The sequence below is a fragment of the Bradyrhizobium genosp. SA-4 str. CB756 genome, from assembly GCF_000473125.1.
Classification (GTDB): Bacteria; Pseudomonadota; Alphaproteobacteria; order Rhizobiales; family Xanthobacteraceae; genus Bradyrhizobium; species Bradyrhizobium arachidis.
Genome location: NZ_KI421499.1, coordinates 6,370,128 through 6,395,623, shown reverse-complemented (window position 1 = coordinate 6,395,623; position 25,496 = coordinate 6,370,128). Strand labels below are relative to the sequence as shown.

21 protein-coding genes and 1 pseudogene are annotated in these 25,496 nt (G+C 57.9%); 16 read left to right on the top strand and 6 right to left on the bottom strand.

Annotated features, from left to right (window positions below; genetic code table 11):
• Window positions 1-324: 324 nt before the first annotated feature.
• Window positions 325-1,365 carry an IS110 family transposase gene (locus tag BRAGE_RS0130725; RefSeq protein WP_027564932.1) on the bottom strand — a complete coding sequence of 347 codons (1,041 nt, stop codon included), beginning with the start codon at window positions 1,363-1,365 and terminating at the stop codon, window positions 325-327.
• Between the two features lie 157 nt (window positions 1,366-1,522).
• Here BRAGE_RS0130725 and BRAGE_RS57155 point away from each other — a divergent pair.
• The 3 genes and pseudogenes from BRAGE_RS57155 to BRAGE_RS0130715 all read left to right on the top strand — a co-directional run.
• A pseudogene (locus tag BRAGE_RS57155) lies at window positions 1,523-1,680 on the top strand (IS5/IS1182 family transposase); the annotation flags it as partial.
• Between the two features lie 27 nt (window positions 1,681-1,707).
• The gene (locus BRAGE_RS55130) at window positions 1,708-1,875 is read left to right on the top strand and encodes a hypothetical protein (protein ID WP_156950888.1); all 168 of its coding nucleotides are present in this window, start codon (window positions 1,708-1,710) and stop codon (window positions 1,873-1,875) included.
• A 205-nt stretch (window positions 1,876-2,080) separates the two neighbouring features.
• The gene (locus BRAGE_RS0130715; RefSeq protein ID WP_141263443.1) at window positions 2,081-2,623 is read left to right on the top strand and encodes a hypothetical protein; all 543 of its coding nucleotides are present in this window, start codon (window positions 2,081-2,083) and stop codon (window positions 2,621-2,623) included.
• Between the two features lie 689 nt (window positions 2,624-3,312).
• Here BRAGE_RS0130715 and BRAGE_RS51870 read toward each other — a convergent pair.
• Both BRAGE_RS51870 and BRAGE_RS0130705 read right to left on the bottom strand, forming a co-directional pair.
• Entirely contained in the window at window positions 3,313-5,025 is a 1,713-nt protein-coding gene (locus BRAGE_RS51870) for a DUF7019 family protein (RefSeq protein ID WP_141263445.1), read from the bottom strand.
• Window positions 5,026-5,133: 108 nt separating this feature from the next.
• Entirely contained in the window at window positions 5,134-6,120 is a 987-nt protein-coding gene (locus BRAGE_RS0130705; protein WP_141263447.1) for a hypothetical protein, read from the bottom strand.
• Between the two features lie 844 nt (window positions 6,121-6,964).
• On the opposite strand from BRAGE_RS0130705, the gene BRAGE_RS58055 reads away from it, so the two are divergent.
• Complete coding sequence (locus BRAGE_RS58055) at window positions 6,965-7,294, top strand: nucleoside 2-deoxyribosyltransferase (RefSeq protein ID WP_433994934.1); 330 nt, start codon at window positions 6,965-6,967, stop codon at window positions 7,292-7,294.
• Between the two features lie 621 nt (window positions 7,295-7,915).
• Here the strand turns inward: BRAGE_RS58055 and BRAGE_RS50200 are convergent.
• Together BRAGE_RS50200 and BRAGE_RS55120 are read right to left on the bottom strand one after the other, a co-directional pair.
• Window positions 7,916-9,589 carry an outer membrane protein gene (locus BRAGE_RS50200; RefSeq protein ID WP_231164230.1) on the bottom strand — a complete coding sequence of 558 codons (1,674 nt, stop codon included), beginning with the start codon at window positions 9,587-9,589 and terminating at the stop codon, window positions 7,916-7,918.
• 663 nt (window positions 9,590-10,252) lie between these two features.
• On the bottom strand, window positions 10,253-10,609 hold the full coding sequence (locus BRAGE_RS55120) for a hypothetical protein (RefSeq protein WP_141263448.1): 357 nt from the start codon (window positions 10,607-10,609) through the stop codon (window positions 10,253-10,255).
• A gap of 181 nt (window positions 10,610-10,790) precedes the next feature.
• Here BRAGE_RS55120 and BRAGE_RS0130680 point away from each other — a divergent pair, with 181 nt between their 5' ends.
• From BRAGE_RS0130680 to BRAGE_RS0130630, 11 genes are all read left to right on the top strand, one after another.
• Window positions 10,791-11,972: a Tm-1-like ATP-binding domain-containing protein gene (locus BRAGE_RS0130680; RefSeq protein ID WP_231164231.1), complete on the top strand. Its 1,182-nt coding sequence runs from the start codon at window positions 10,791-10,793 to the stop codon at window positions 11,970-11,972.
• The gene (locus BRAGE_RS50195; protein WP_063617248.1) at window positions 11,965-12,828 is read left to right on the top strand and encodes a phosphoenolpyruvate hydrolase family protein; all 864 of its coding nucleotides are present in this window, start codon (window positions 11,965-11,967) and stop codon (window positions 12,826-12,828) included. The genes BRAGE_RS0130680 and BRAGE_RS50195 overlap by 8 nt, the downstream gene beginning before the upstream one ends.
• Window positions 12,821-14,596, top strand: coding sequence for an FAD-dependent oxidoreductase (locus BRAGE_RS0130670; protein ID WP_035730251.1), 1,776 nt, complete (start codon window positions 12,821-12,823; stop codon window positions 14,594-14,596). Before BRAGE_RS50195 ends, BRAGE_RS0130670 begins: the two co-directional genes overlap by 8 nt.
• A gap of 145 nt (window positions 14,597-14,741) precedes the next feature.
• Window positions 14,742-14,948, top strand: coding sequence for a hypothetical protein (locus BRAGE_RS0130665; protein WP_027564938.1), 207 nt, complete (start codon window positions 14,742-14,744; stop codon window positions 14,946-14,948).
• A 339-nt stretch (window positions 14,949-15,287) separates the two neighbouring features.
• Window positions 15,288-16,151 (top strand): branched-chain amino acid ABC transporter permease, encoded by an 864-nt coding sequence (locus tag BRAGE_RS0130660; protein ID WP_027564939.1) that lies wholly within the window; start codon window positions 15,288-15,290, stop codon window positions 16,149-16,151.
• Window positions 16,148-17,368: a substrate-binding protein gene (locus BRAGE_RS0130655; protein ID WP_027564940.1), complete on the top strand. Its 1,221-nt coding sequence runs from the start codon at window positions 16,148-16,150 to the stop codon at window positions 17,366-17,368. The genes BRAGE_RS0130660 and BRAGE_RS0130655 overlap by 4 nt, the downstream gene beginning before the upstream one ends.
• 65 nt (window positions 17,369-17,433) lie before the next feature.
• Window positions 17,434-18,444: a branched-chain amino acid ABC transporter permease gene (locus BRAGE_RS0130650; RefSeq protein WP_027564941.1), complete on the top strand. Its 1,011-nt coding sequence runs from the start codon at window positions 17,434-17,436 to the stop codon at window positions 18,442-18,444.
• A complete protein-coding gene (locus BRAGE_RS0130645; RefSeq protein WP_027564942.1) occupies window positions 18,431-19,165 on the top strand; it encodes an ABC transporter ATP-binding protein in 735 nt (244 codons plus the stop codon). The genes BRAGE_RS0130650 and BRAGE_RS0130645 overlap by 14 nt, the downstream gene beginning before the upstream one ends.
• A complete protein-coding gene (locus tag BRAGE_RS0130640) occupies window positions 19,158-19,853 on the top strand; it encodes an ABC transporter ATP-binding protein (protein WP_027564943.1) in 696 nt (231 codons plus the stop codon). Before BRAGE_RS0130645 ends, BRAGE_RS0130640 begins: the two co-directional genes overlap by 8 nt.
• A 77-nt stretch (window positions 19,854-19,930) precedes the next feature.
• Window positions 19,931-21,187 carry an amidohydrolase family protein gene (locus BRAGE_RS0130635; protein WP_027564944.1) on the top strand — a complete coding sequence of 419 codons (1,257 nt, stop codon included), beginning with the start codon at window positions 19,931-19,933 and terminating at the stop codon, window positions 21,185-21,187.
• A 148-nt stretch (window positions 21,188-21,335) separates the two neighbouring features.
• Window positions 21,336-22,556 (top strand): substrate-binding protein, encoded by a 1,221-nt coding sequence (locus BRAGE_RS0130630; protein ID WP_035730247.1) that lies wholly within the window; start codon window positions 21,336-21,338, stop codon window positions 22,554-22,556.
• Between the two features lie 58 nt (window positions 22,557-22,614).
• Here the strand turns inward: BRAGE_RS0130630 and BRAGE_RS0130625 are convergent, their stop codons facing one another.
• The gene (locus BRAGE_RS0130625) at window positions 22,615-23,397 is read right to left on the bottom strand and encodes an enoyl-CoA hydratase-related protein (protein ID WP_027564946.1); all 783 of its coding nucleotides are present in this window, start codon (window positions 23,395-23,397) and stop codon (window positions 22,615-22,617) included.
• Between the two features lie 711 nt (window positions 23,398-24,108).
• Between BRAGE_RS0130625 and BRAGE_RS0130620 the strand changes: the two genes are divergently transcribed.
• Window positions 24,109-25,434, top strand: a complete 1,326-nt coding sequence (locus tag BRAGE_RS0130620; protein WP_063617247.1) for an MFS transporter — start codon at window positions 24,109-24,111, stop codon at window positions 25,432-25,434.
• The last annotated feature ends 62 nt before the right edge of the window (window positions 25,435-25,496 follow it).

Genomic DNA, 25,496 nt, shown 5'->3' with positions numbered 1-25,496 from the left:
CGGCCGGACAATAGAAGTCTGCGACTAATATATATGACAACCGCTTTCGAGGCCTTAGGCCTCCGATCAGGTCGGGTCTTGACCCTGGCTGTTCTCTAATTCCGGGCGTGAGGTCAAGCTCTCCTTGAACATCCTTGCCGGGTCCATGGTTCTCTCCGCGGTAGGGGCGTGCCCTCCGCATGATGGCGTAAGATGACGTTAGCGGATCAATGTGTGAAGCGCGCTTTGCCCTTTCGCGCACCGCAAAGCCAGGGGCGATCTCACCAACGCCAGCGTCCCGGCAGGGACGTTCGCTCCCGCTGTTCGGCGGGAACTTGTTATCCTTTATGCAGGCTTATCAGCAGCATCCTTTAATGACCATTTAAATTCGGTACCATCGATCCACATCCGATGCAGAATGACAGCAAGTTTTCGGGCAACTGCAACCTTGGCTTTGCGTAGCCCGCTTCGTTTCGCAAGCCGAATGCCCCACGCTTTGAGTGCTGACCATTTTGCGACGCGTGTGAGCAGCACATTGGCCGCCTCATAGAGGTAACTTCGTAGCATCTTATCGCCGCATTTCGAGATTCGGCCCGTCCAGTCAATCTCGCCGGATGCATATCGGCGGGTCGTTAGCCCTGCGTAGGCTCCGACGCTTCGTGATCTCTTGAAGCGAGCGGGGTCATCGACCGTCGCAAGGTAGCAAAGGGCCGTGACCGGGCCGATGCCAGGAGCCGTCATGAACCGTCGCACCTGAGCATTGTTGCGAGCCAGCCGCAGCACCTTGCGGTCAAGGTCCACAATCTGTTGCTCGACGGCCTCGCGTGCCTTCAGCAATGGATCTACCGCGGCAAAAAGCTCTGACCGATCCTCGGCCAACTGCGCGGCACGCACAGCAAACATATTCATCTTTGCTCGTCCGATGACAAGCCCAAGATTCTTGAGGAGCCCCCGGATTTGATTTTCGATATCCCGCTTGATCTTGACGAGCAGAGCTCGACTGACAAGAAGTGCTTTGGTCGCATGGCTATCGAGATCCTTGACGCAAACCTCCTTGTACCAACCACATTGCATGATACGCGCTATGCCAGCAGCGTCATTTCGGTCGCTCTTGTTGATCTGCATCTTCAGAACCGCCTTCGCATGCCTGGCGTCAATGCAGATAACGGGTAACCCGATCTTATTCAGCTCGGTCCACAGCCATGTCGACGTTGCTCCGGTCTCGAGTCCAATCCGAACGACGTGTGGCGCGTGCAATTTTATGAACGTCGCGATCGCCTCCGGCTCAGACGTAACCACCCCTTCGCGCTCGGCCTTTCCTGTCCGATCGACGATGCAGATCGAAGTTAGTTTCAGTGACACGTCTAATCCGACATAATGTTCCATTGCCTCTCTCCGTCATTGCAAGGCCCTGAGGCAGGCCTCGTCGAGTCCTGGAGAGCTGATTCCCAGAGCCTGAGTATGGCTCCGAGCCCGGAATTACCCCATGTGTGAAAACACAGTGCCGCTGTTATGATTCTCCCGTGATTCTGAGGGGGAATTGATGAGGCGCTTCGTTGAGGGGCGGATCGTGGGCAACGGGCGCTGCTGCCTGAATGCCTCGATGATTTCATTGACGAGAACAACCCTGTTCGCGCGATCGACGAGTTTGTCGATGCGCTTGATCTGGCCGAGATGTGCTTCGGTGGAGTTGCGCCGGCGGCGAGCCGCGCGTAGTGGAGGCTCGTTATGATCGGAAGCTTGGAGTTCTACCGAAATGTGGTGGACTTCGCTGAAGGCCTGCCGGAGTCGGATATCGGATTCATGAAGAAGTTCCTCGGGGCGTTGGATGCCGCCAAGAACGACGGCGACGCGCAGATCGTGTCGTGGTCCCAATTGCGCGGGGCCTCAGCATGAGCGTCGTGCAGGTTGCGATCCCGGTGCTGCGCGGCAGGCGCCGCTTCCATGTCGAAAAGGGAAAGTGTTGGAGCCTCATCGAGCATCTTATGCTCGAATCCGTCGCACGGACCCCTGCGACAGCCGCCGATCTAGCTCAACGCTCGAGCCTTCCGCGACGGGTCGTCGTCGAGGCTTTCATCCGGTTCATGCGGGTGGGGTGGGGGTGGTTCTCACAGGCTCAGCTACGAAGCACGGACTTTCGGCTGCCGAGCAGAACCACGTTTGGACTCTTCAAGAGGCGGCATCGATCGTCAACCCGGCTCAAAAGGCGGCGCTTCTTCAGCAAACCACCTTTCAGTTGAAGAAAGTCTACACATTCGAAACCGAACTCGAACGCGTCACGCGTAACGCGAAGATGTTTGGGCCGATGGAGGCTCTTTGGGACGGTTATCGGGTGGTCGAAGAGGATGTCGTGGTTCACCCACGCAGAGTTTGGCGTGCTCATCGTGCTGAGCGCGTGCGCGATCTCCGATACAAAGCCTTGTTACGCGGATGGGCCTTTAATCAGTTGCCTCCCCGTTTGAATAGTCAGGATAAAAGGCGATGCGATCATCAAATCCGCTTTCGTGATGAAATGGCCGTGCAGCCAGGCGGCAAGATACTCAGACCGTTCGCCGCTTGCGTGCGTGAGAGCATCGTTGCGAACTGCGACATCGTCCCGGTCCTCGTTCCCGACGCCATATCCGAGCCGGCGGAGACGGGTTGAAGGCGTCCATCCCCGATCTCTTTGTTGTCCCTGCGAAGGGAGATCTGCGGCCGCGTCCGCTTAGGGCAGGGCGACGGCCCAAGAATTGATCTCGCCGGCGCGGTCGAAGGACGTGTGGAACTTGCGCATCCAAGGGCACCTATCCGTCGGTCGTCTCGGTGCGAGGATCGACGCTGATCTCGGGTGAGAGGCCGGGCTCCTCCACACCTTGACTGCGAAGGACTGACCGTGCCGTGCCGATTCCGACTATAGACGGCCGTCTGTTCGCGGATGGTCTGGTGGTGATGAATTACATGGAGGGCGAACCGACCGAGACGGAGGCCGATTGACGTCGCGTGACCAACATGTTCCGCCGGTTGACGGTGGGGTGGCCGCAGCGTCTAGACTGGCGATCGTCGATGCAGCCGGTCTCGATGGCGGCCGGCAGTCTCTGACGTTCATGATCGTTCAAGCGCAACTAGCGCATCGCTCGCTGAAGAGACCCGATCGATTCGTATAGTCCGGTCGACAGGAAGAAGGAGCGTTGAGAATCTCGGAAGTGCCACAAGCGAAGCCATCTACCATTCGTCCAGGGCCTCGAAAATACCGGCAAAAATTTCTTAGCTCTTCAGCCAATTTGGGATGTGATATTTTCTTATTCCGCCATCGCTTTTAGACCTCGCTCAATGCGACAGGAATCATCGTAGGCTTCACCGAGCCAAGGCCACATAGATTGGAGTGCCAAGCACCATTGAATGTATCTTCTCTGATTCCGAGATTTCGTCTGCCCCAGGCTCGCGCCAACTCATAAGCGTGCGAGCTAAAAACTCTAGTTTGGCAGCAGGGCCTCCTTGCATGTTCCGGTCTGCATTCACAAGATGATATACCAAGTCGGAACCGGAGTTGCCCAAATATCCCATCTCGTCGAGGTCTTCTGCAGGGTCGAGGTCAAGCTTTCTTCGAAAAAATGTTTCAATCATTGGCGTAATTGAATACGAGTGAGCATGTGTCTTTCCAAGTTCACCAAGGTCCAAACCTATAAGATGCTTGGTTGAGCCGCAAAGAGCGACAAGCGTCCTGTCGCGATGTCCGCTGAAGTACGCCAGAGGCGAGGTCTCTTCGGAAGCGTCGGCTCGCTGATAGCGATAGAAGCCGTCGCCATAAGGACCCCACCTCATATCAAGAGTTCCGTGGAAGTACTCACTAGGCGCGTCGATAGTCCCGACTTTCTCGGTGTCATAGATGTGCTTAATTACCTCATCAGCTTTTTTGTACCGGTTAGACTCAGGAGTGGATGAGATTTGACTGAACAGCATGTCAATTTTGCTGTCAGAGATATAAACATAGTATCGTGAGCCAATTTTCTTTTTCTTCTCAATTAAGTTGCTCTTAATCCGCTCTGAAACCGCTTTCCCAACGGAGGTAAATGCATACGCGTCTTTTAACTTTGGTTGCTCCTCGATCAGTCGCTTTTCAAGAAGCTCGTTGATCGTTGCTGCTGTGAAATCGTCTTCACCGCTATGCGCGATAACATTCTTTCCATAGTGGTCATGCATAAACTCAACACCGGCCGGACTTAGCCGCGAATTCAGTTGTGATATGAAGTCATCGGAAACAACCAGATCAGGATAGTCCTCGCTGAGAAAGTCGAACAGAAATTCGTGGGCTGGATGTGTCAAGCTATCCGGCTTAACGGAAGAAAAATGATCTGTGCCTCTGAGGAGCCGGGGTGCAGCGAAATATCGGCCGGCTGATTGCTTTTCAACTACATGTCTGCGCGACGGCAGCCATTTCCTGCGAACAATGAAAAGATTCTCATACGCCTCAGCCCCTTTGAGCTGAGGAATCAACTTCTTCGCTAAAAGATTTTTGAATCTGTCGTCAAGGTCCTCAATGCTCCAATTACCCCACTCCAGTTGAGCCATCAGCTTGTGGTTATATAGTCTCGAAATCCATCTGAAGGTATCCGCTAAGCTCGATCCATACGAGGGGGACGCGATCAGCGCGAGGCCCACTTCTTTTGAAGCGAATTGCGCATAATCGCTCTCTAACATATATCGTACGACGATGCCGCCGGTGCTGTGGCAGACAAATATCAGCCGTTTCTTCTCAATCGGCGCTGGTCTCAGGCCGGTAGGATCGACTCGTTTGAGCGCGCTTAATAGCTCGCTGGCGCACGCGCGAATGTCATAAGCTCGCGACTCTGGCCCTGTGTAAAAGCCGCCCATAAAAATCGATACGGGCAGAATTCTCGGGTCTTCCGTAACTAGTTTTGGCCAGAAAACTTGGCTTCCATTGTCGCCGCGATAAAGCCAACAGGTAGCGCTGCCGGAAAAAATTCCGTGAACAAAAACTATAACCGAATCGGAGTTGTTGAAGAGATACCAGGTATTATTCGAAACCGGAGGGTCAGTCGGTGGCATGTTACTTACTCCTTGGGAGAGCAGTTTAGCCGGAGGATACGCCGCCGCACGCAATTAGACAATTTCTGCTTGAAATCCCGCCCCTGCACATGCATTTGCGGTCGGCCATTAATCGCCAGGATGCCTCTTATAGCGACCGTCAAATTCACTCCATTGTGGAGATCCTCCAAGAACCTCGATCGCCTGGTCATCTCTATCTAGCAGGCCAAGCCTTTTGATGAGGGCCTTGGCCGGTTCTATATCTGTATGACTCGGAACCTTATAGCCGAGCATCCAATTAACATAGTACGGCCAACCAACAGCTTCCCGCCCCATCAAGAACAGTGCCGCGCGAAACGCGCAAATAGACTTCTGTATCCAACTCCTTGTTTTAACGGTCCCCAGATCCTTGGGCTTTTCAGCTGGCAAGATTTCATCGAGTGGAATTGGCGATATACATCGAGTAGCGGTTTCAGCGAGAACCCTGAAATGTGTCTCACTCGAGTTCGGCGCGTGTGAAAAATACGATGTACCAAAATCCAAGATCCTTATCTTCGGCGCTCTCTCACCAATCTCCCAGTACGTTTTTGGCCTATTGTCCTTTTCAATCATAACATTGTTCCAATGGAGATCTCCGTGATAAATGTGTGACTTTCCCCACTGTGCATCGAGCTCCGTCAGGGCCTCTGCAATGTAAAATTTTCTGCCTATTGGGAATTGATGTGATGGCAACCAATCCCTTAGGGTAACTCCATCGATGAACTCCATGACCACAAAGAAAACGCCATCAGCCAAGACGCCGGCATTGTAAATCTCCACAGCCGAACTATAGAATAACTTCTCGTACGGCTCCGCGATGTGGAATTCTTCTTTGGGTTGCCTTAAGGCGCGCCAAGACTTCCGAGCCTCCTCCATGCCTTGAAGCGCCTTGTCCCGGGCGCCTTCGGCTTTAAGCTTCGTGTAAATCTTTACGGCGACCGGCCTCTCAAGGAAGGTGTCTGCACCCGCATAGACTATACCATTGGCTCCTCTAGCCAGTTCTGCCGAAATCACGACCCCCGGGATTTCCAAGGGTATCCCGTCTCCGATAATTCTTCCGTCAACAACTTCAAACATCTGTTGCCCTTCCTGCATGCGCCCGCATGGGCTGATTGAGATAGTCTCATGCGATCCTTGAAGGTCCGATTCTGCGGCTCATTTGCGCGATTTATGGATCTGTTGAAGTTTCTTCGTTGTTGCGCATTGTATCATCCGACGCTGTCTTACGACGCGCTGTAACTAAGGGCCTGTTTTCGCGACAAGGAGGGTCTATGACGGACGGCCAGTCGGAGAACGATGTCCTCGTGTCGTGCGGGAAGCATAAAAAGGAAAGTCGAGCAATCTGGAGGGATTGAGATGCTTCTCAACCTTCGAGGAATGGTCGGGGCGAGCACCGGAAAAGATGTGTCAAGACCATATGACACTCACTGCAGCAGAGAAAGGAAATAGACGAATGGCTTTAAAATCAGCTTCGCGAGAAGAACGATAAGATGAGGCGTGCTGGAGTTGGCATGCACGTTATGGATAGGTGCTATCTTGACTTTTGCACATTCTCCAAAACAGATGTTGAGAACGTTGAAAAGTTGAATGTTGAATGAGTTGCGGGCGCGTGTATGTAAGCATAGCGGCCCACTTGCGGCTGGCCAAATAATCTTCTTGGAAGCTGATGAGCAGGCACTTAGCGACAGGCAGGCTAGGCGCGGGAAGCTTCGAGGAGCTACCATGGTGATTGATGACGACGGCGTCTCTCTCGTGAAGCAGTTTGCCACGTTGAAGTCGGTCTATAAGCCGGAGCCTCAATTCACGTTCGATAATTCTCGCGAGGGCCGTGATAAGACATCGCGCAGGATTGCTAGGCAGATATTGCTAGGCGACATTTTGAGAAGCGCATAGACGAGCTGCTCGCGAGCGGAGGAAAGGTGTGAAGGCCAACGGAACTAGAGTGTATCTTGCGGCTCCGTTGTTTTCGCAAGCTGAGCGAGTAAGGAAGTCGCTCAGAGACGCGATTTCGAGCTTCGCCAATGTGTACCTACCGCAGGAGGACGGAGGCCTTATCTTGGACTTTGTGCGGGACGGAATGTCAGTAGAGGAGGCGAAAGCCAAAGTATTTCAGCTCGACATTAACGCCATAGCCGCTTGTGATGTGCTCGTCATTGTACTGGACGGGCGGCATTCGAGTTGGGGTACGCTTTCGCGACTGGAAAGATTTGCGTTGGTCTCAAGACTGACCCCCGTATGCTGCTTCCAATAGGAGACAATCCCATGATTGAGGTTGCTCTCCGGAAGATCTTCCATGACGAAGGCGAGTTAGTGAGTTGGATTGCAAGCTATGACGCGGGTGTACGAGCGAGCTGAGGTACCTATCGGCTACATCAGTCGCGAATAGCCTGCGATTTGGCGGCTTGCCGGTGGTAGCAGCGCGTGGTAGCATTTCGCTGGCAGCTAAGCTGATTTCTGTATGTTTTTCAAAGCCTTCCTTGATCGCCCTTCGATCCCCTGGGGAGCGCCAGTCGGGCAATCATGGCGTTGTTTTCCCATCGCTTTTTGCCGCTTTTCCCAAAATTCCCGGTGTGGTTTGGGAAGGTTTGTTCTTCCGATGTTCATTAAGATGCGTAGGCCCGCGCTTGCCGCTGCGCTTCCGGTCGGCGTCGCGGGTGTATCTCTCGGCCTTTGCAAGTGCGGTGTGTCCGAGCGCGGCCATGATGTCGTGGGCGCTGCAGCCAGCGTCGGCGAGCATCCGGCCCAGCGTCTTGCGCAGGCCGCGCGGTTGGCACGATAGGGGTAAGCCGGCGGCAACGACATGATGGTGCTTACTCGATGCGCGGCATTTAGCGTCGAAAAGGCCTGGAGCTTGGCTGGAGGTGTGATCATTTCAATCGAACCTATAGGACGCCTGAAAGAATGTGCCCCAGCGCTCCATGCTGTACTTCGAAAACTGTCCCCTACTGACGTTTCCCGGACCACGACAGCCTGTGCATCTCACTTCGCCGTCCTTTTCGGTCCACATTGCCCAATAGCGCCCGCCGATACCGACGCTAACGTTCTTCGTGATGAAGTAGGACAGCACGCCTTCGACCTGGACGCCGCCGCCACCATTGCCCCGTTGTTCAACGAAGGTGGTCGTCGGACGCAAGAGATGATTGTCACGGCCTTTGAAATCGGTCCAGGGTAAGTAAGCGACATCCGTACTCAAACGCCAACGCTCGGTCAGCATGGTTTCGGCGCTCAGGCCGACACGAGGTGCATTCCACTGCGTATTCTGGCTGCCAACGACCCTGTCGTCGCCGGGCGATAAGCATGCGCTTGGGTTGGCGATCTCTACACATCCCCTCGAGTCGGAGTTCTGTTCGTAGTAGGTCCAGCCGATAAATCCCCCAAGCTTGTAGTTGGCGCCGCGCAGAAAATTGTAACCGGCGTCGGCCGTGTAGTACGTGAACCTCCCGTTTGCTTGCCCTGATACCGTGTTGAGGTAGGGCGGGATGCCCCAATCTTCGTCGTTTTCTTTTCCTTTGTTGAAGCGCCCAACGCCGATGTTGCTTTTCAGGAATACTCCCCACGGGCTGTCAAGACGGCCAAATAATTCCCCCGAAAGTCCGTCCAGTCCGTGATAGGTGAGCCTCGACACGAGCATGCTGGGGTCTTCAATGCCGCCAGCGCCAACGCCGCTGGCGTCCCATTGGAATCGTCCCCGGCTGAGCCAGAGCCGCGATCCGCCTTCGAACGACCAACCGGCCGTGTAAGCAATCGGCGCGCCGGCCGGTGCTTTCGCGTACAGCGGCGCGTCGGACCATTCCGCCGTCCATGGGTCGGCGCCAAAATGGTAGTTCAATCCAATCTTCCCGATGTGATAGTTGCTGGACAGGGTCGTTGTGTTCGCCGGAAGAATTGCGAACGGGGGATCCTGCACCGTCGGAGGCGTCGTGACACTTGGTCCGCCGAAACGCAGATAGTTATACTCAGCTGTGACGGACCATGCAGGCGAAAGCGCTTGCTCGACGCCCAGCCCGATGATGCCACCGAGGCGACCATAGTCGAAATGTGTTTTCTCCTGTGGCAACCGGCGCTCCTCGTAGTTATTGACGACGTCGCCCTGATTGTTTTGCCAAGCCACGCCTCCCTTGAGATAGGCCAGCGTGCGGCCCAGAGCGCCAAACGCGTAACCGACGCGGCCCGTCGCGGTGGCAAAGACGTTGGGGCCTGCCTTGCAGTTTGCGCTCACGACCAAGCCGGACGACGCGAGGCAGGTATTTGTGCCGTCGGAGGCAGCACCGCTGGCGTCGAGTTCGACGCCAAACACCCAGCCGTTCTTCTGCCAATTGTAGCCGATCTGGCCACCTGCAAGGGACGCCGGCGTATCGACGATGCCGCCATAGATTGACGGACCGTAGAGATTGCTGAAGGATGTTTGGCCGTACCCGCCGCCGACATGCCCGCCAATATAGCCTCCGGACCAATGCCACATCGCCGGTGGCAGTTTCAGTTCTCGCTCAAGGTCTGCAGGATTGGCCGCACCGGTTGCAACGAGCGCAATTGTCGTGGCTCCCAAAAGATGAACTCCAGATCGCATTCAACACGTCCCTGCATTTTCTTGGTCCACGACCGAGCGCCCTTGAGTTATCGCGCAGCAAACCCTCGGGGTGGATCAGACGCTAACGGCGACACGCGCCGAGTCCGTCCCGAAGACCATCGCACTGCGATTGGTGATGATGCCGCAAAGAGAGCAAGTCGCGTGCCGAAGTAAATTCGCAGACTTTCCAGGCGCTTCCTCGTGGCGGTGTAGCGTCAAGTTGCCGACATTGTCTCAATACCGACAGCCGCGCAGTCACTGCCTCAGCAATACTTGGCTAGCGCGGTGTCATGGGGGCTATGGCCATAATGCGTTTGTCTTCCTTGGCGACCGTCGCTCAAGATCGAACGGCTCGAGCTCGACAAGGCTCGCGCGCGGCGCCTATGATCAGATGCATCCCACTTCTGTGCACAGGGCTCCACGGGGACGGACAGGCCAACCTGATTTCATACTCCTTGATCGCTAGAGCCGATATTTCTGCGGGGGCACGGGCTGCCGGTTTGTGCGATCTAAATGATCTTTTTTCGCGATCTTTTCCCGTTAGCGGGTCGTCACGATTCTCCTGGCAAAGGATACGGAGTGCTTGCTCGTAACCTGCCGCGATGCGTCTGACCATTTTCGGCCGAATCGCGGCGTCATGGGTTAGCCGTGTGCATAATACCCATCCATCTCAGCCGGGCAGGCTCTGCCTCCAAGTCTTTCAGGATGCGGCCCCGACGCACTAAATGGCAGGCCTGCATCTGGAGATAGCTGGAACAAATCCAATGCCAAGCCCGTGTCGTGATCGGCCCGCGCCAGTTCGTCAATGATCTCGACCTGCCGGGCAATATGGCGCTTACCGAGTGCTACGTGCTGCTCGGCTTCCGCTAAGTACTGTCGAGCGGCGCGTTGCCCTTGATTCATATCGGCGACCGCGAAAGCGACGTCTACGACGCAGACAGTCTCAGAATCTAAATCTTTCGGATTTCGAGTCCTCCGCGAAGTGGCTGCTGCTCCCATGGCCCGCTTCGCACTTACCCAACTTTACCCAGTCGCGCTCCTATCCGGCCTTATGAGCCACTTTACTTCGATCTAGACCTCCAAATGTCCAGAAACGTCTAGGAGGAAGATCGTGTCTCACCATTGCGCGGGCGACCAGAGGTCGGTCCGGAATGGTCACCCTTCCGATCTTGCGAGCAAGGTGGCGATTATCGCAACCTTGGACACAAAGGGCCGCGAAAGCGCTTATCTCGCGCGCGTCGTCGAACAGTGCGGCCGCAAGACTCTTACGATTGATGTAGGCACGTCAAGCAAGAGGTGCGGAAGCGAGGCGGATCGCAGCGATGCACGGGTGGCTGCACCCGCTGAGCTCTTACGGGAGACAGCTGCAACAGCGCGTGAAGAAGTCAAGGAGCTCCTGCGATCAGGTGCGATCGACGCTGTCGTCGGAGTAGCGGGCGGCAAAGGCAGCGCAGTCTTCGGTGAAGTTGTATCGGATTTGCCGTATGGATTCCCAAAGCTGCTGGTGAGCAGCGCGAGGCCAGCCCTCCTGGCCGAACTCGCCCTCCACAATGACATCCTCCTCTATCCGACCCTGGTCGATCTGTTCGGAATCAACGCGTTCACCGAACGCGTTCTCGACAACGCAGGACGGGCCATTGCGGCGATGCGCTATGTGCCAGCTCCAGAGCGGCGGAAGAGAAAGACTGTTGCGATCACGGCCTTTGGGGTCACGACGCCGGCGGCAAATCGCTGTGTAGCGCAGCTGGCAGAGGCAGGCGTCGACGCGATTGTCTTTCCGGCCAATGGCGCTGGGGGCCGCAAGATGGAGCAGCTCGTGTCCGCCGGTGAGTTCGATGCGGTGATCGATTTGACCACAACCGAGCTCGCTGACGAGCTCGTCGGCGGCACCGCCAGTGCAGGTCCCGATCGGCTCAAGGCAGCTTCTCACCGCATGATTCCTCAGCTTATTGCGCCGGGAGCTGTCGACATGGTGAACTTTGGCCCTCCCTCGAGCGTGCCTGCCGAGTTCAAGGGGCGCCAATTCTATTCGCATACCCCCTTCACAACGCTCATGCGCACGACCGTCTCGGAGAACGAGCGCATAGGCAGGCTCACAGCAGAGCGCCTTTCGCAAGCAAAGACGCCCGCCCTCGTGTTGTGGCCGGCCAAGGGGGTGTCTGACTATGACCGGGACGGTGGAATCTTTCGAAATCCTGAAGCCGATAGAGCCTGGTTCGACGCTGTCAGGCACAACCTGCCGCCCTCGATCATCGCCCGCGAGCTGGATTGTCACATCAACGATCCGGAATTTGCGGACGCGGCCGCATCGTGGATCGTCGAACGACTGACACCAGGAGGGGCATCCGGTGCGGATGTTTGATCGGGCCGAAATACTCGCAAAGATCACAGCTCAAATTGAGGCAGGAAAGGCGGTGCTTGCCGCGGCGAGCAGTTGCGGGCTCGTCGCAAAATGCGCAACTCTCGGCGGGGCCGACATGCTCGTGGTCTACAGTACTGGGCTATCGCGGTTGATGGGGCTGCCGACGAGCCGGATCGGCGATTCCAATGCGCGCACGCTCGAGCTGGCGGCGGAGATCCGCAACGTCGTCTCCTCCGTGCCTGTTATAGGCGGTGTCGAGGCCTGGGATCCCCTCCGGCTCGACCTCGATGACCTTCTGGCCAAGTTCTGGGCTGCCGGCTTCTCCGGCGTGATCAACTACCCGACCATTTCAACGATGGGTGAGAAATGGCGTGAACGTCGAGGCCGCGTCGGGCTCGGGTTTGAGCGTGAAGTTGAGATGATCGCGGCAGCCCGCAAGAAGAACATCTTCTCGCTCGCCTATGTCGCAAGCCCGCACGACGCCAAAGCGATGGCAAAGGCGGGAGCCGACTGCATCATCCCACATGTCGGCGCAACGCGCGGCGGGCTTGCGGGGCATGAGGAGGGACAGTCGATTGAAGAGGCCATCAGGCGCATCAACGAGATCAATGCTGCAGCTCAAGCCGTCCGCCCGGACGTCACTCTTCTCTGCCATGGCGGGGCAATCGCTGAGCCCCAGGATACCTCGGAAGTCTACCGATCGACCGGATGTATCGGCTTCGTTGGCGCCTCCTCCATCGAACGGATCCCGATCGAGCGGGCGGTGAAGGCTGCAGCCGAAGAATTCAAAGCCGTTCCGCTCCCGCGAGAGCGTCAGCATTCACTGCAGACTCCGCACCGAGGCACGAATGAATAGCCCGATCACCGAATCGAAACCCAATGCTGCTTCCTTCTCCAAAGCGAGCAAGCCAAGGCTCGATTTGGAGACAGACGTGCTCGTGATCGGCAGCGGCGCGGCTGGACTGTCCGCAGCACTCTATGCGGCAAAGGCCGGACTTCGTGTGACGGTGTGCGAGAAGTCTGACCGGCTCGGTGGCACGACCGCCCTGTCGAACGGCATGATCTGGGTTCCATGCTCAATGCAGGCCCGAGCCGCGAACATTGACGATTCGGTTGCGAAAGCGAAGATCTATCTGCAACACGAACTTGGCGACTACTATCGCCCCGAGTTCGTGGACGCCTATCTTGAAGACGGTCCAACAGCGCTCGCCAGCTTGGAGAATGGGACTGAAGTCAAGTTCACACTGGCCTCCGCTCCGGATTATCATTCGAGCCAGATCGGCGGGGTCGACAAGGGCCGGGCGCTAAGCCCAGCACCTTACGACGGACGGCTTCTCGGCAAGGATTTCGACCTGATAGGTGATCCGATTCGCGTCGTGCTCGGCGGCATGATGATTTCGTCCGGCGAGGTGAGAAGCTTCCTCTACCCCTTCCAGTCGGCTGCCGCGCTCAAACACGTCCTGCGCCGGGTCAGCCGCTACGCAGGCGACCGGCTGCGCTACAGGAGGGGCACTGAACTCAGTGGCGGCAATGCGCTGATCGCGCGGTTATTGGTAAGCCTGCGCAGATATGGCGTTGACATCTGGCCACGTTGCCCGGCGGTAGATCTGACGAGGGAGGGAGGGAGAGTTACTGGCGCAATCTTGAAGCGGGATGGCACGGATCTCCGCGTCCGCGCCTCGCACGGAGTGATCCTGGCAACAGGTGGCTTTGCGCGGAACGGTCGAATGCGAGCCCAGCTCAGCGGAGGCCACCAACACAGTGATACGCTCGCCCACAGCGATGTCACTGGTGATGGTATTGCGCTCGCAGGCAAGCTCGGAGCGGCAATTGATAATGACGTGGCATCGAGCGGCTTCTGGACGCCCGTCTCGATCCTCAGGAACGGCCGCTCCTCGCAAGTGGTCCCGTACGGCTGGCTCGATCGTGGCCGTCCAGGCGTCATCGCGGTGGGGCCAAATGCCAAGCGCTTCGTCAACGAATCCAATTCGTATCATGATATCTGCCTTGCCATGTTCAACAACGGTTATCCGGCGGACAAGCGGTTCTATTTCATCTGCGACAAGGAATTCGTCCGCCTCAGGGGCATGGGTCACCTGCTCCCCTGGCCATGGACATTGAGTATCAAGAAGTATGCCCGGTTAGGCTACATCGAGATGGGCCGGACTATTGCGGAGCTTGCACTGGAATTGGGCCTCGACCCCAACGAGCTCGAAAAAACCGTTGAAGAACACAATGTCCACGCAGCTGAAGGACGCGATCCGCTCTTCAACCGCGGTGAATCGGCTTTCAACCGTACGCTGGGAGATCCGGCGGCCGGTAAGAAAAACCCGAACCTTGGGGCTATCAAAACCGGCCCATTCATCGCACTCCCAATTGTCCCGGCAACCCTTGGAACGGCCACCGGCCTCTCAACCGATGCAGAGGGACAGGTCCTGAATGGAAATGGCGCGCCGATCGCAGGTCTTTATGCCTGCGGCAATGACATGACCTCGCCGATGCGTGGAATCTACCCAGGGGCAGGCATTACGATCGGCCCGGCGATTGTGTTCGCCTACCGCGCAGTCGACAGCATCGTGCGGTCGGCGCGACAGGAGCAGCTCGCGGCGGCATCGGGAGCGTAAGCCGAATGTTCTCTCCTGTTCCCCTGCGACGACGGGCCAGGGGCAAAGCAATTGTGTGGATGGTCCACTAGCACCGCTTTGAACTCCTTATGAACAGCCCCGTCGGGTTTCATGCAACTATGATCTCATGATTTGGAGGGGCACGATGCGCCGCTCACGCAACGCCAAGATCGTCGCAACCGTCGGCCCGCATCAAAGCTCACCGGGAGGCAGTTGCGAGCCCTCGGTGATGCTGAACTGGTCGGTGAAGGAGTTCGCCGGCCGAAGCGGGTTGTCATGCGCCGTCATCAGGCGGCTCGAAGAGTATAATGACACGCCTCCGGCCTCCGACGAGTTGCTTCAAACCTTGTAAAACACGTGTGCGGGGGGAATTGAATCTACATTTCCGCTGATTGGCAAGGCAGGTGTTCGGCCGCGGGTGCAATGTCGGTTGCCCAGCGAACATTACTCAACATTACTCAGATCTCGCCTACGTTTCTATGGGAAATCTCGCGCTGCGTGTCGTGAATGAAGTATCGACAGGCGAGCCGCCCAAGAAGCTCACGTTCGCCTGCAACTCCCATTGCCGGGATGACCTTCTAGGAGCGCTCTCGTGGCAGCAGCCCTTCGCATTCCAACGAGTAGCCCACGCCGTCAAGCGGTCGGCGTGAAGAGGATGTACTCGCAATCGCCGGGAATGTGACGCAGCAGCATGGATACGCTACCTATCGCCATCTTCGAGATCTTGAGCTTCGGCGCGATCGTTGTGCTGATCGTGCTCGGTCTCGGAATCATTGCCAGCATGATGGGTATCGTCAACTTCGCCCAGGGCGAGTTCGTCCTGCTCGGCGCCTATGTCACTTATCTCATGCACAGCGTCGGTTTGCCGGTCCCGCTCGGCATGCTTGCCGCGCCGGTCGTGGTCGGCGCCCTTGGTTTCGTCCTGGAAAAGCTCGTAGTTCGACGGTTTTACGCCGCTCCAATCGTCGCCATGCTTGGCACCTATGCGCTTGGGCTGATCATTCGCGAAGCCGTGCGCGGCCTGACCGGCGGACTCTATCTCTCGGTGCCGGAGCCAATCAGTGGCTCTATCACGATCGGTAGTCTGCATTTCGCCACCTGGCGCGGCGTCATCGTCATCATCACTTTGCTGGTGATGGCCGCGAGCCATGCATTGCTCGCCTACACCTCGTTCGGCCTGCGGGTCCGCGCCTCGCTGGAGAACCCGTCGCTGGCGCGGGCCTCGGGCATCTCCACGGGCATGATCTACAGCCTCACCTTTGCCTTTGGCGCGGCGCTCGCGGGCCTCGCCGGCGCGCTGATCGTGCCGGTCTTTTCACTGTTCGCCGATCTCGGCATTCGCTTTCTTATCCAGGGTTTTGTTGCCGTGATGGTCGGCGGCGTCGGGTCCTTCGCGGGCCCGGTCGCAGGCGCCAGCGTCATCGGCACGCTCAGTGCCTGGCTGCCTTGGCTGATGTCACCGGTGCTCGCCGACGTTCTGGTGTTCGTGCTCGCCATCATTTTTATCAAGCTCCGGCCGCAAGGCCTAATTTCGGGGAGAGGGGTCAACCGATGATCAACGCCAGCCGTGAACTGAGCCGCCGCCGCTTTCTCGGCAATTTTGCTTTCGCTTCGGCTGCCATCGCGGCGGGCCCAGGCAGCTGGGTGATCCGCCCGGACTGGGCAAATGCTGCGGAAGGCCCGATCAGGCTCGGCATTGCTACCGATCTTACGGGGTCACTCGGCTTTGCCGGCAACACCGACGCCAATGTCGCTCGCATGCTAGTCAAGGAGATCAACGACTCCGGCGGCCTATTGGGACGCCCGATCGAGCTCCTGATTGAGGATACTGCCTCCGACGAATCCGTCGCCGTGGGAAATGTGCGCAAGCTGATTCAGCGAGATAAGGTCGACTTGGTGATCGGGGGTATCTCGAGTTCGATGCGCAATGCGATCAAGGACGTCATTATCTCTCGCGGCAAGACGCTCTATATCTATCCGGAAGGTTACGAAGGCAAAGAGTGCACGCCCTCTCTGTTCTGCACCGGGCCGGTACCGGCGCAGAATTGCGACCAGTTCATTCCCTGGTTGATCAAAAATGGTGGCAAACGCTTTGCCCTGCCTGGCTCCAATTATGTTTGGCCGCAAACAATTAATGCCTATGCGCGCAAGGTGATCGAGAGCAGCGGTGGCGAAGTCGTCTTTGAAGAATACTACCCGCTCGACCAGATCGACTTTTCCTCTACGGTTAGCCGCATCATATCCAACAAAGTAGACGTGGTTTTCAACGCAATTGTCCCGCCCGGCGTTAGCCCGTTCTTCAAACAGCTCTACCAAGCCGGCTTCTCCAAAAACGGCGGGCGGCTGGGTTGCGTCTATTACGACGAAAACTTCCTGGAAATGAACCAGGCCGAGGAGATTGAAGGGCTTGCGAGCAGCCTCGACTACTACAAGGTGCTCGCGGAGGCGGATCCAGTGAGCGCCAGGATTCAATCGGCTTACGACAAACAATTCCCTGCCAAGTTCCGGTTCTCGGCAGGCAGCGCCGCTACCGGCACCTATCGCGGACTGAAGCTATGGGAGGCCGCGGTGAAGGAGGCTGGTTCAATTGACCGCGACTCGGTAGCCGCCGCCCTCGACCACGCCAAGATTGCAGAAGGGCCGGGCGGGCCTGCCGAAATGGCACCCGGCAAGCGCCACTGCAGGATGAATATGTACATCGGAGTGGCGAAGGGCGGCCAGTACGAGATTGTCGCGCGTAGCGCCGGCCTTGTCGATCCGAAGGAGTGCTGATGTCATCGACCGGCACTCGCATACAGCCGCCGCCACGCGTCATTCAAGCTGCTCGTTCGCCCGTCGTGGCATCTGCCTTCGGAGGGCGAAAGAAGGTGCTTCCGATCCTCGAATTGGCATTGCTGATTGCCGCTTTGATCGCACCGCTCGTCCTGCGGGATTACATCACTGTTTATGCGACGCGAGTGCTAATCCTGTGCCTCTTCGCGTTGTCGTTCGACCTGGTGTGGGGCTATGCCGGGATATTGAGCTTGGGCCAGTCGTTGTTCTTCGGCATGGCCGGCTACGGTGTGGCGCTGCTTTCACGCGACTTCGGGCTCGGATCGATTTTTGCCGTTCTTCCGGCCGGAGCCCTGATAGGCTTTGTGGCGGCATTGCTGTTGGCAGGCTTCCTGCTGCTCGGCCGTCATCCCTCCAGTGTGGTCTTCGTTTCCCTTGGTACGATGACCGGAGCTTACGCAGCTGACCGCCTGGCGAGAGGGTCACATTATCTTGGCGGCCAGAACGGCATCCCTTCGATCCAACCGATGACCATCGGCTCGCACGAATTGAGTGAGGGACCAGGTTTCTACTACCTGGTGCTAGCCATTCTAGTTCTGATCTATCTTCTGTCGTGCTTCTTGTCGCGATCCCAGTTCGGCCTGGCGCTCGCGGGATTGCGAGAGAACGAACAGCGGATCGCCTTCTTCGGGTACAAAGTGCAACATTTGAAGGCGATCATATTCGCAATCAGCGGTGCGATTGCAGGTACTTCCGGTAGCCTTTATGCGTTTCACGAGGGGTTCGTCTGGCCAAACATGCTGGGCGTGGTCATGTCGACCCAGGTCGTTCTCTACGTCTTGTTCGGCGGCTCCGGGACATTGATCGGTGCGGTCGTCGGCACCGCGATTGTCGAGGGGCTCAGCTTCTGGCTCTCCGACAACTATCGCGATATCTGGCCGATCATTCTCGGCGTTCTGCTGTTGCTCGTCATTCTGTTCCGGCCCCTCGGCTTGATCAGCCTCGTGCTAGGCGAGCGAGAACGTGTAGGTCATTTCGGCCCGAGCCTGAAGGAGAAGCGCAATGCCGCTCCTTGAAGCCGCCGGCGTCTCCAAGGTCTTTGGCAAGCTCACCGCGCTAGACGGAGCGGCGCTCACGGTCGGCGAGCGAGAGTTTCATGGCCTGATCGGACCGAACGGCTCGGGCAAGAGCACGCTGATGAAGTGTCTTGCAGGTGCGCTCGTGCCAACCCGAGGCAAGGTGACGTTCATCAACACTGACGTCACCTCGCTTACGCCGCCGGAGCGTGCGCGAGCTGGCATGAGCTTGAAATTCCAGATCACCGCCGTGTTACCTGCCCTCACGCTTTACGACAACCTCCTGCTCGCGCTGCAGGCCAGGTCCTCACTGCTGGACCTGGCGTTCTCGCGCACTCGAGGACGACTGCACGAGGAGGTCATGACGATGCTGCTCCAGTTCCGGCTCGCCGATCGCGCCTTTGATGCTGCGGCGACCTTATCTCACGGGCAGCAGCAATGGTTGGAGATCGCGATGGCGCTCGCATGCCGACCTCGCCTGCTGCTGTTGGACGAGCCCACCGGCGGCATGAGCCTGGAAGAGCGCCGCGTCACCGGGGAATTGCTGCAGCCGATCAAACAGCATTGCTCGCTCGTCATCGTGGAGCACGACCTGGATTTTATCCGCGACATCTGCGACCGCTTGACGGTGCTTGATCAGGGCAAGGTGCTGGCGTCAGGAACGGTTGCCGAGATCCAGGCCAACAGAAGCGTCCAGGAGATTTATCTGCGCCGTGCCTGAAATCCTCAATATCAAGCATCTCGACGCCGGCTATGGACGCAGTCAGGTCTTGTACGGCGTCAATATGGCCATCCCGCCGCGTGGCGGGGTCGCCGTCCTCGGCCGCAACGGCGCCGGAAAGAGCACGCTCATGAAAGCGATCGTGGGCGAACTACCGGCATGGAAGGGCTGCCTGCAGTTCAACGGCCAAGACATCGATCGCCGGCGGACGGAAGTGCGGGTGCGGGCCGGCATTGGATATGTGCCGCAAGAGCATTCAGTGTTCGCGCGCCTCTCCGTGCGTGACAATCTCGCCGTCGGATCGCTTTTGGAGCCCGATGGATCGGCAGTGGAGCGGGTGATGAAGATGTTTCCGAAACTCGGCCAGCGCCTCGATCAGCCGGCCGGAACGCTCTCCGGTGGCGAGCGCAAGATGCTCGCAATCGGGCGCGCGATCCTCGGAAACCCGAAACTCCTCCTGCTGGACGAGCCGACCGAGGGTGTTTGGATCGGCGTCATCGAGGAGATCACCGAGCGCTTGGTCGAGCTAGCTAGAGAGATCGCCATCATCATCGTCGAGCAACACCTCGACCTTGCAATGCGCGTAGCGGAGCAGGCCTATGTGCTCGATCGCGGCCGTGTCGCGCTTTCGGGGCCGTCGCAGCAGCTGCGCAACGACCCGCGGCTGTTGACGTATCTAGCGCCGTAGAGGCGTTCGCCGGTGGCTATCTCCAGGTCGAAGGTGGCGCATTTGAATTTCTTGCGATGGCTGAACGGAGAGGGGCGATGTCCGAAACCATGAGCGATTTTGTCAATGCGTGCCAAGTCGTCGATGTCCATGAACATCACATGGCCGAGATCGCACATGGCGCGGACGTAAATCTGTTGAAACTGTTCCAACAGAGCTATGTGGCTTGGACGAGCCACGTGCTGCCATCCGAGCCTAAGGCAACGATCGAAATGGTATCTATCCCTTCCGAGCCGACCACCTGGGAGGCGCTTGCGCCGTTCCTCGAGAGGAGCGGATCGAACGCATTCGTCCGTAACCTCGTCCGCGGAGTCGCCGAGCTTTACGGTGTCGCCGACACTGGAATCACTCGCGACAACTGGGAGGCGGTAGATGCTTCGGTGCGCTTGCGCCACAAGGAGGCGACATGGCCAAGTGAGGTGATCGGGCGGGCCGCCATCCGAAGGATCGTAACGGACCCTTTTCTCGATCCGTTGATGGATCCGCGGCCGGTCCTAGGGCAAAGTTACGATGCGGTCCTGCGGATTAACGCGTTCGCCCTCGGCTGGCACCCCGAATCTCGCGATCATAATGGAAATTGCGGGCATACGTTGCTGCGGCGCCTCGGCCTGGAGGTGAAAACCTTCGATGATTATTGCGACGCAATCCGCGAGCTCGTTGCCGGCTGCTCACGGCGCAATCACATCGCGCTCAAGAACGCACTCGCCTATGACCGGGATATTCGCTTTGACGAACCGAACGAGGAACTGGCTCGGCAGGCCTGGGGACAAAGGTCTCCATCCCCTGCGGCGCGCAAGGCGTTCTGCGACTTTGTCGTCGACTTGTTTTGTCAACTCGCAGGCGAGGCCGACCTGCCAGTCCAAACTCATCTTGGAACGGCAATCATAAGCGGCTCCCACCCCCTACGCATGACCGGATTGATTGAGCGTCATCCTCGGACCCGCTTTCTGCTGATGCATTTGGCCTATCCCTGGAGCCGGGATTTGTTGGGAATGGCCTTTGTGTACCGAAATGTCTGGCTTGATTTGTGCTGGTCGTTTCTGTTGAGCCCGTCACATTTCAAGCTCGCCCTTCATGAGGCTATTGAAGTCTTGCCGGATGAATCGCGAATGATGATCGGAGGAGATTGTCTTCACGTTGAGGAGACGTTTGCCGCGATACAGGGCGCGCGCCAGCTTATCGGCGAGGTTCTGAATGAAAAAATCGCGAACGGTTACTTTCGGCGGCGAGACGCAGAGCGCCTGGCGATCAGAATCCTTGGCGAGAACGCGAAGGAGTTTTTCAGACTGTCCTGAACGTGCCCTTTGTTACGCGATCTTACCCAAACGCGAGCGGAAGAGGCTGCTTGAAACTTAAAATGACGGATAGCTTTCAGGCTGCCGGCGCCCGGGAAAGAGCGGGGCACGTGGATTTAAGGCTAAGAGCCAAGGGGAGGGCAGTTCGATGTTGAATGATCACCGACAACTCAGCCGCCGCCGCTTTCTCGGCAACTTCGCCTTTCCGTCTGCGGCCATTGCGGCCGGTCCGGGCAGCTGGGCGATCCGTCCTGACTGGGCCAACGCCGCCGAAGGCCCGATCAGGATAGGTATTGCCACCGACCTTACGGGGGCACTCGGCTTTGCCGGGAATACCGACGCCAATGTCGCTCGCATGGTGGTCGACGAGATCAACGAGACTGGTGGTCTACTGGGCCGGCCCATCGAGCTCCTGATCGAGGACACTGCGTCTAACGAGTCTGTCGCTGTTGGCAATGTCCGCAAGCTGATTCAGCGAGACAAGGTCGACCTGGTGCTCGGTGGCATTGCGAGCTCGATGCGCAACGCCATCAAGGACATCATCATCTCTCGTGGCAAGACGCTCTACATCTATCCGCAAGCCTACGAAGGCAAGGAGTGCACGCCCTATCTGTTCTGTACCGGCCCGGTTCCGGCGCAGAATTGCGACCGGTTCATCCCCTGGCTGATCAAGAGCGGGGGCAGACGCTTCGCGCTCCCTGGCTCCAATTACGTCTGGCCACAAACAATCAACGCCTATGCGCGCAAGGTGATCGAGAGCAGCGGCGGGGAGGTGGTGTTCGAGGAGTACTACCCCCTCGACCAAATTGATTTTTCCTCGACCGTAAGCCGCATCACGTCCAACAAAGTAGACGTGGTCTTCAACAGTGTGATCCCCCCCGGCGTCGGCTCTTTTTTCAAACAGCTTTATGAAGCAGGTTTTTCCAGGAATGGGGGACAGCTGGGCTGCGTCTACTATGACGAGAACACGCTCGAAATGAATCAGGCTCACGAGATCGAGGGCCTCGCCAGCAGCCTCGACTATTACAAGGCACTGGCGGTCGAAGATCCGGTGAGCGCTAAAATTCAGTCGGCCTACGAAAAGCAGTTTCCTGGCAAGTTCCGGTTCTCAGCAGGCAGCGCCGCGACCGGCACTTATCGTGGATTGAAGCTGTGGGAAGCGGCAGTCAAGGAAGCCGGTACAATTGACCGCGAGGCGGTCGCCGCCGCGCTCGACCACGCAAAGCTTGTGGAAGGGCCTGGCGGGCCGGCGGAGATGGTGCCGGGCAAGCGCCACTGTAGGATGAACATGTACGTTGGTGTGGCAAGGGCCGGCCAATACGAAATCGTCGCCCGTAGCGCCGGCCTGGTCGACCCGAAGGAGTGTTGAAAGCCCCATATTACGCGGTCCAGCTTCGCTGGCGCCGCATGCGAGCAGATCGCGGTGGCTAGTTTCCGAGATAGTTCGGCGGCCTCTTCTCAAAGAAGGCGTTCATGCCTTCCTGCTGGTCAGCTGTGCTGAACGCAAAGCGGATGGCTTGGCGTTCAAACTCGAGCCCGGCGTCCAGCGTGGTCTGAAACGCGGCGAGAACTGCAGCTTTGGCAAGTTCAGCCGAACGGGGAGGCTTTTGCGCAATCAGATCGGCTAGTTCGACCGCACGAATCTGCGCCCTGCCGCTTTCGACAACTTCCGCCACAAGGCCGGCCTGCATCGCGATCCGCGCCGTGATGGATTGGCCGCTCAGGATCATCAGCATGGCCAGCGATTTGCCAGCCACGCGTGTCAGCCTTTGCGTCGCGCCGTCGCCCGGCAATATCCCGATGTTAATCTCAGGCTGTCCAAATACAGCCCCTTCGCCTGCTATCACGATGTCCGCGAGCAGTGCCAATTCGTGGCCGCCGCCGAAGCAAATGCCCTCGACTGCGGCAATGAGAGGCTTGGGGAAATTGGCGACATCCCGCCAGGCAGAACGGCGCGCGGAATTGTCGATTGCCTCAAAGCCGCGCTCTCGCATTTCCTTGATGTCGGCGCCGGCAGAGAAGAACGCATCGCTGCCACATATCACGACACAGCGGACATCTTCGTCAATTGCGGCATCGCGCAAGGTCGCGCCTAGATCCACAATCAGTTCGTTGCTCAACGCGTTTCGTTTCGATGTCCTATTCAGCGTCAAAAGGCGCACGTGGGGCGCGACAGATGTGGACAGGATGAGATCGGATGTCTTGGTCATGGAGCGGTTCTCCTGAAGGAATATGAGAACCAGCGCATAAACTGAAATCGATTTCTTAGCAACGACGCTTCTTTGGGAGCTATTTTGGCTGAATCAGCCTCCGCGTCGCTGGCGCCACTCGCTCGAGGCGGGGCTGACGGTGTCCCGTGAGGCGGGCCTCAGCCTTAAAAAGCAGCTTGACTCCCCAGATCCGAATTCTTATTGGTTCTGAAATCGATTTCAGAAGCCGGTGTTTAAATGCCGGATAAATGCGGGAAACCGGAAGCGTGCGACCGGCGAGGGTGGGGCGCATTTGAAGGATCTCATTGACGCTGCGGCGGTCTTTGGCGCTGCGCTGTCCAACAAGAACATCAGCTTCTTCAGAAGCGCGCTCAGAGCAACAGGAGGAGGGTAAGCCATGGGAATGGCACGGAATGTCGCGCGCGCTTTACGCGAGCCGCCGCGAAAGTCGGAAGCAATGATGGAGGCGTCCTGCGGCATTAGGGTCGTGCAATGGCCGCTCCTGAGGCGAGACTCGCAAATACGTGAAGCGAGGCGGGCTTTCCGCCGGCATCCCGAGCGCCTTTTGCGCCTGCGCTCCCTCGGTCCGGCCTGCTCCATGCCACCGCTCTCGTAGACCCCGCCGCTGCGGGCGCAGGTGAGCCGACGAGCGGCTGCTCGTTCTCGCGCGACCCGCAACATTATTAACGCATCAATAGAGTCAGAGGATCCATGAACATCATTGCTCAGCCCAGCGCTGTATCCATCCAGCTTGACAAGCAAACTGCCAACAAGCGGATGACCGTTGGCCTTGGAGGAGGGGTGGCGCTGGAGTGGTACGACTGGAATGTCTACGGCGTAATGGCAGCGTTTCTCTCGCCGCACTTCTTCCCTTCCGATGATCCCACCACCTCGCTGCTAGCGGGGCTGGCCGTGTACGGGGCGGGTTTTTGCGCTCGACCGCTGGGCGCGGCTTTGCTGGGGCCGGTCGCAGATCGCATCAGCCACAAGCGCGTGATGTTGATCTCGGTTACGGCCATGGCGGTTTGCTCGCTTTTGATATCCTTGCTGCCCACCTACAAGGACCTCGGCGTCGCGGCGGCGATAGCGCTGCTGATCATGCGGCTCATTCAGGGGCTTGCCACTGGCGCTGAGGCTGGTGTCGCCAACGCCATTGCAATTGAATTGGCGCCACCCGGAAAGGAGGGACACTACCTGGGTCTGATTGGTGGCACATTCATCCAGTTGGGAAATCTTGGATCGAGCCTCGTTGCCTTCCTGGTGAGCGCCTCGGTCGCACCTGAAGCCATGCGCGAGTGGGCCTGGCGCATACCCTTTGCGGTCGGTGGCCTGCTGGGCCTTTTGATCATCTATCTCCGCACGACGGTGCCGGAAACCTTGATCAATCGAGCCATGCATCGGCAAGACGAGTCTTCGCGCATTCAGGAAACGACTGGCGGTGTGTGGAAAACGCTATGGAGCGTCCGCCTTTCGCTGCTCGCCGTCATCCTGGTGATCGGCTCGGTGCAGATCGCCAACTATGCGTGGAACACCGGTCTGCCCAACATGGCCAACACGGTCTTCAAGGAGAACAGTACGTATGTGTACGGGATCATGACGCTGATGGTCCTGATCTGGATGTCAACGGCGCCTCTTGTCGGCGCTTTCGCAGACAAGGTACGACCCTCGCGCGCGTTCACGCTGCTGCGCCTGTTGCTCATCCCATGCTTCTTCCTGACGCTGCTCTATTCGGAAAAGGGCATCGTCACGTTCTTCTTTGTCACGGTGTTCGGTGGCGCGATCGTGGGCTTCAACATGGCCCTCTATAACTTCATCGCGACAACGCTGATGCCGCGCGCCGTGCGGACCACCGGAGTGGCTCTCGGCTATGCGCTCGGCGTCTCTCTGTTTGGCGGGACGTCACCCTATCTGCTGGTCTGGTTGCAACGCGAGCACATCGCCTGGATGTTTCCCGTCTACGGATCGTTGATCGCGCTCCTGAGCGTGCTGGTCTACCAGATCGCCAAGAAGCGCGGCCGCCTCTACATCGGTGAATGAGCACTCTGCCCCTGCGCTTCGCCGCGACAGACGCAAAGTGTTCGCATCGGGTGCAAAACATA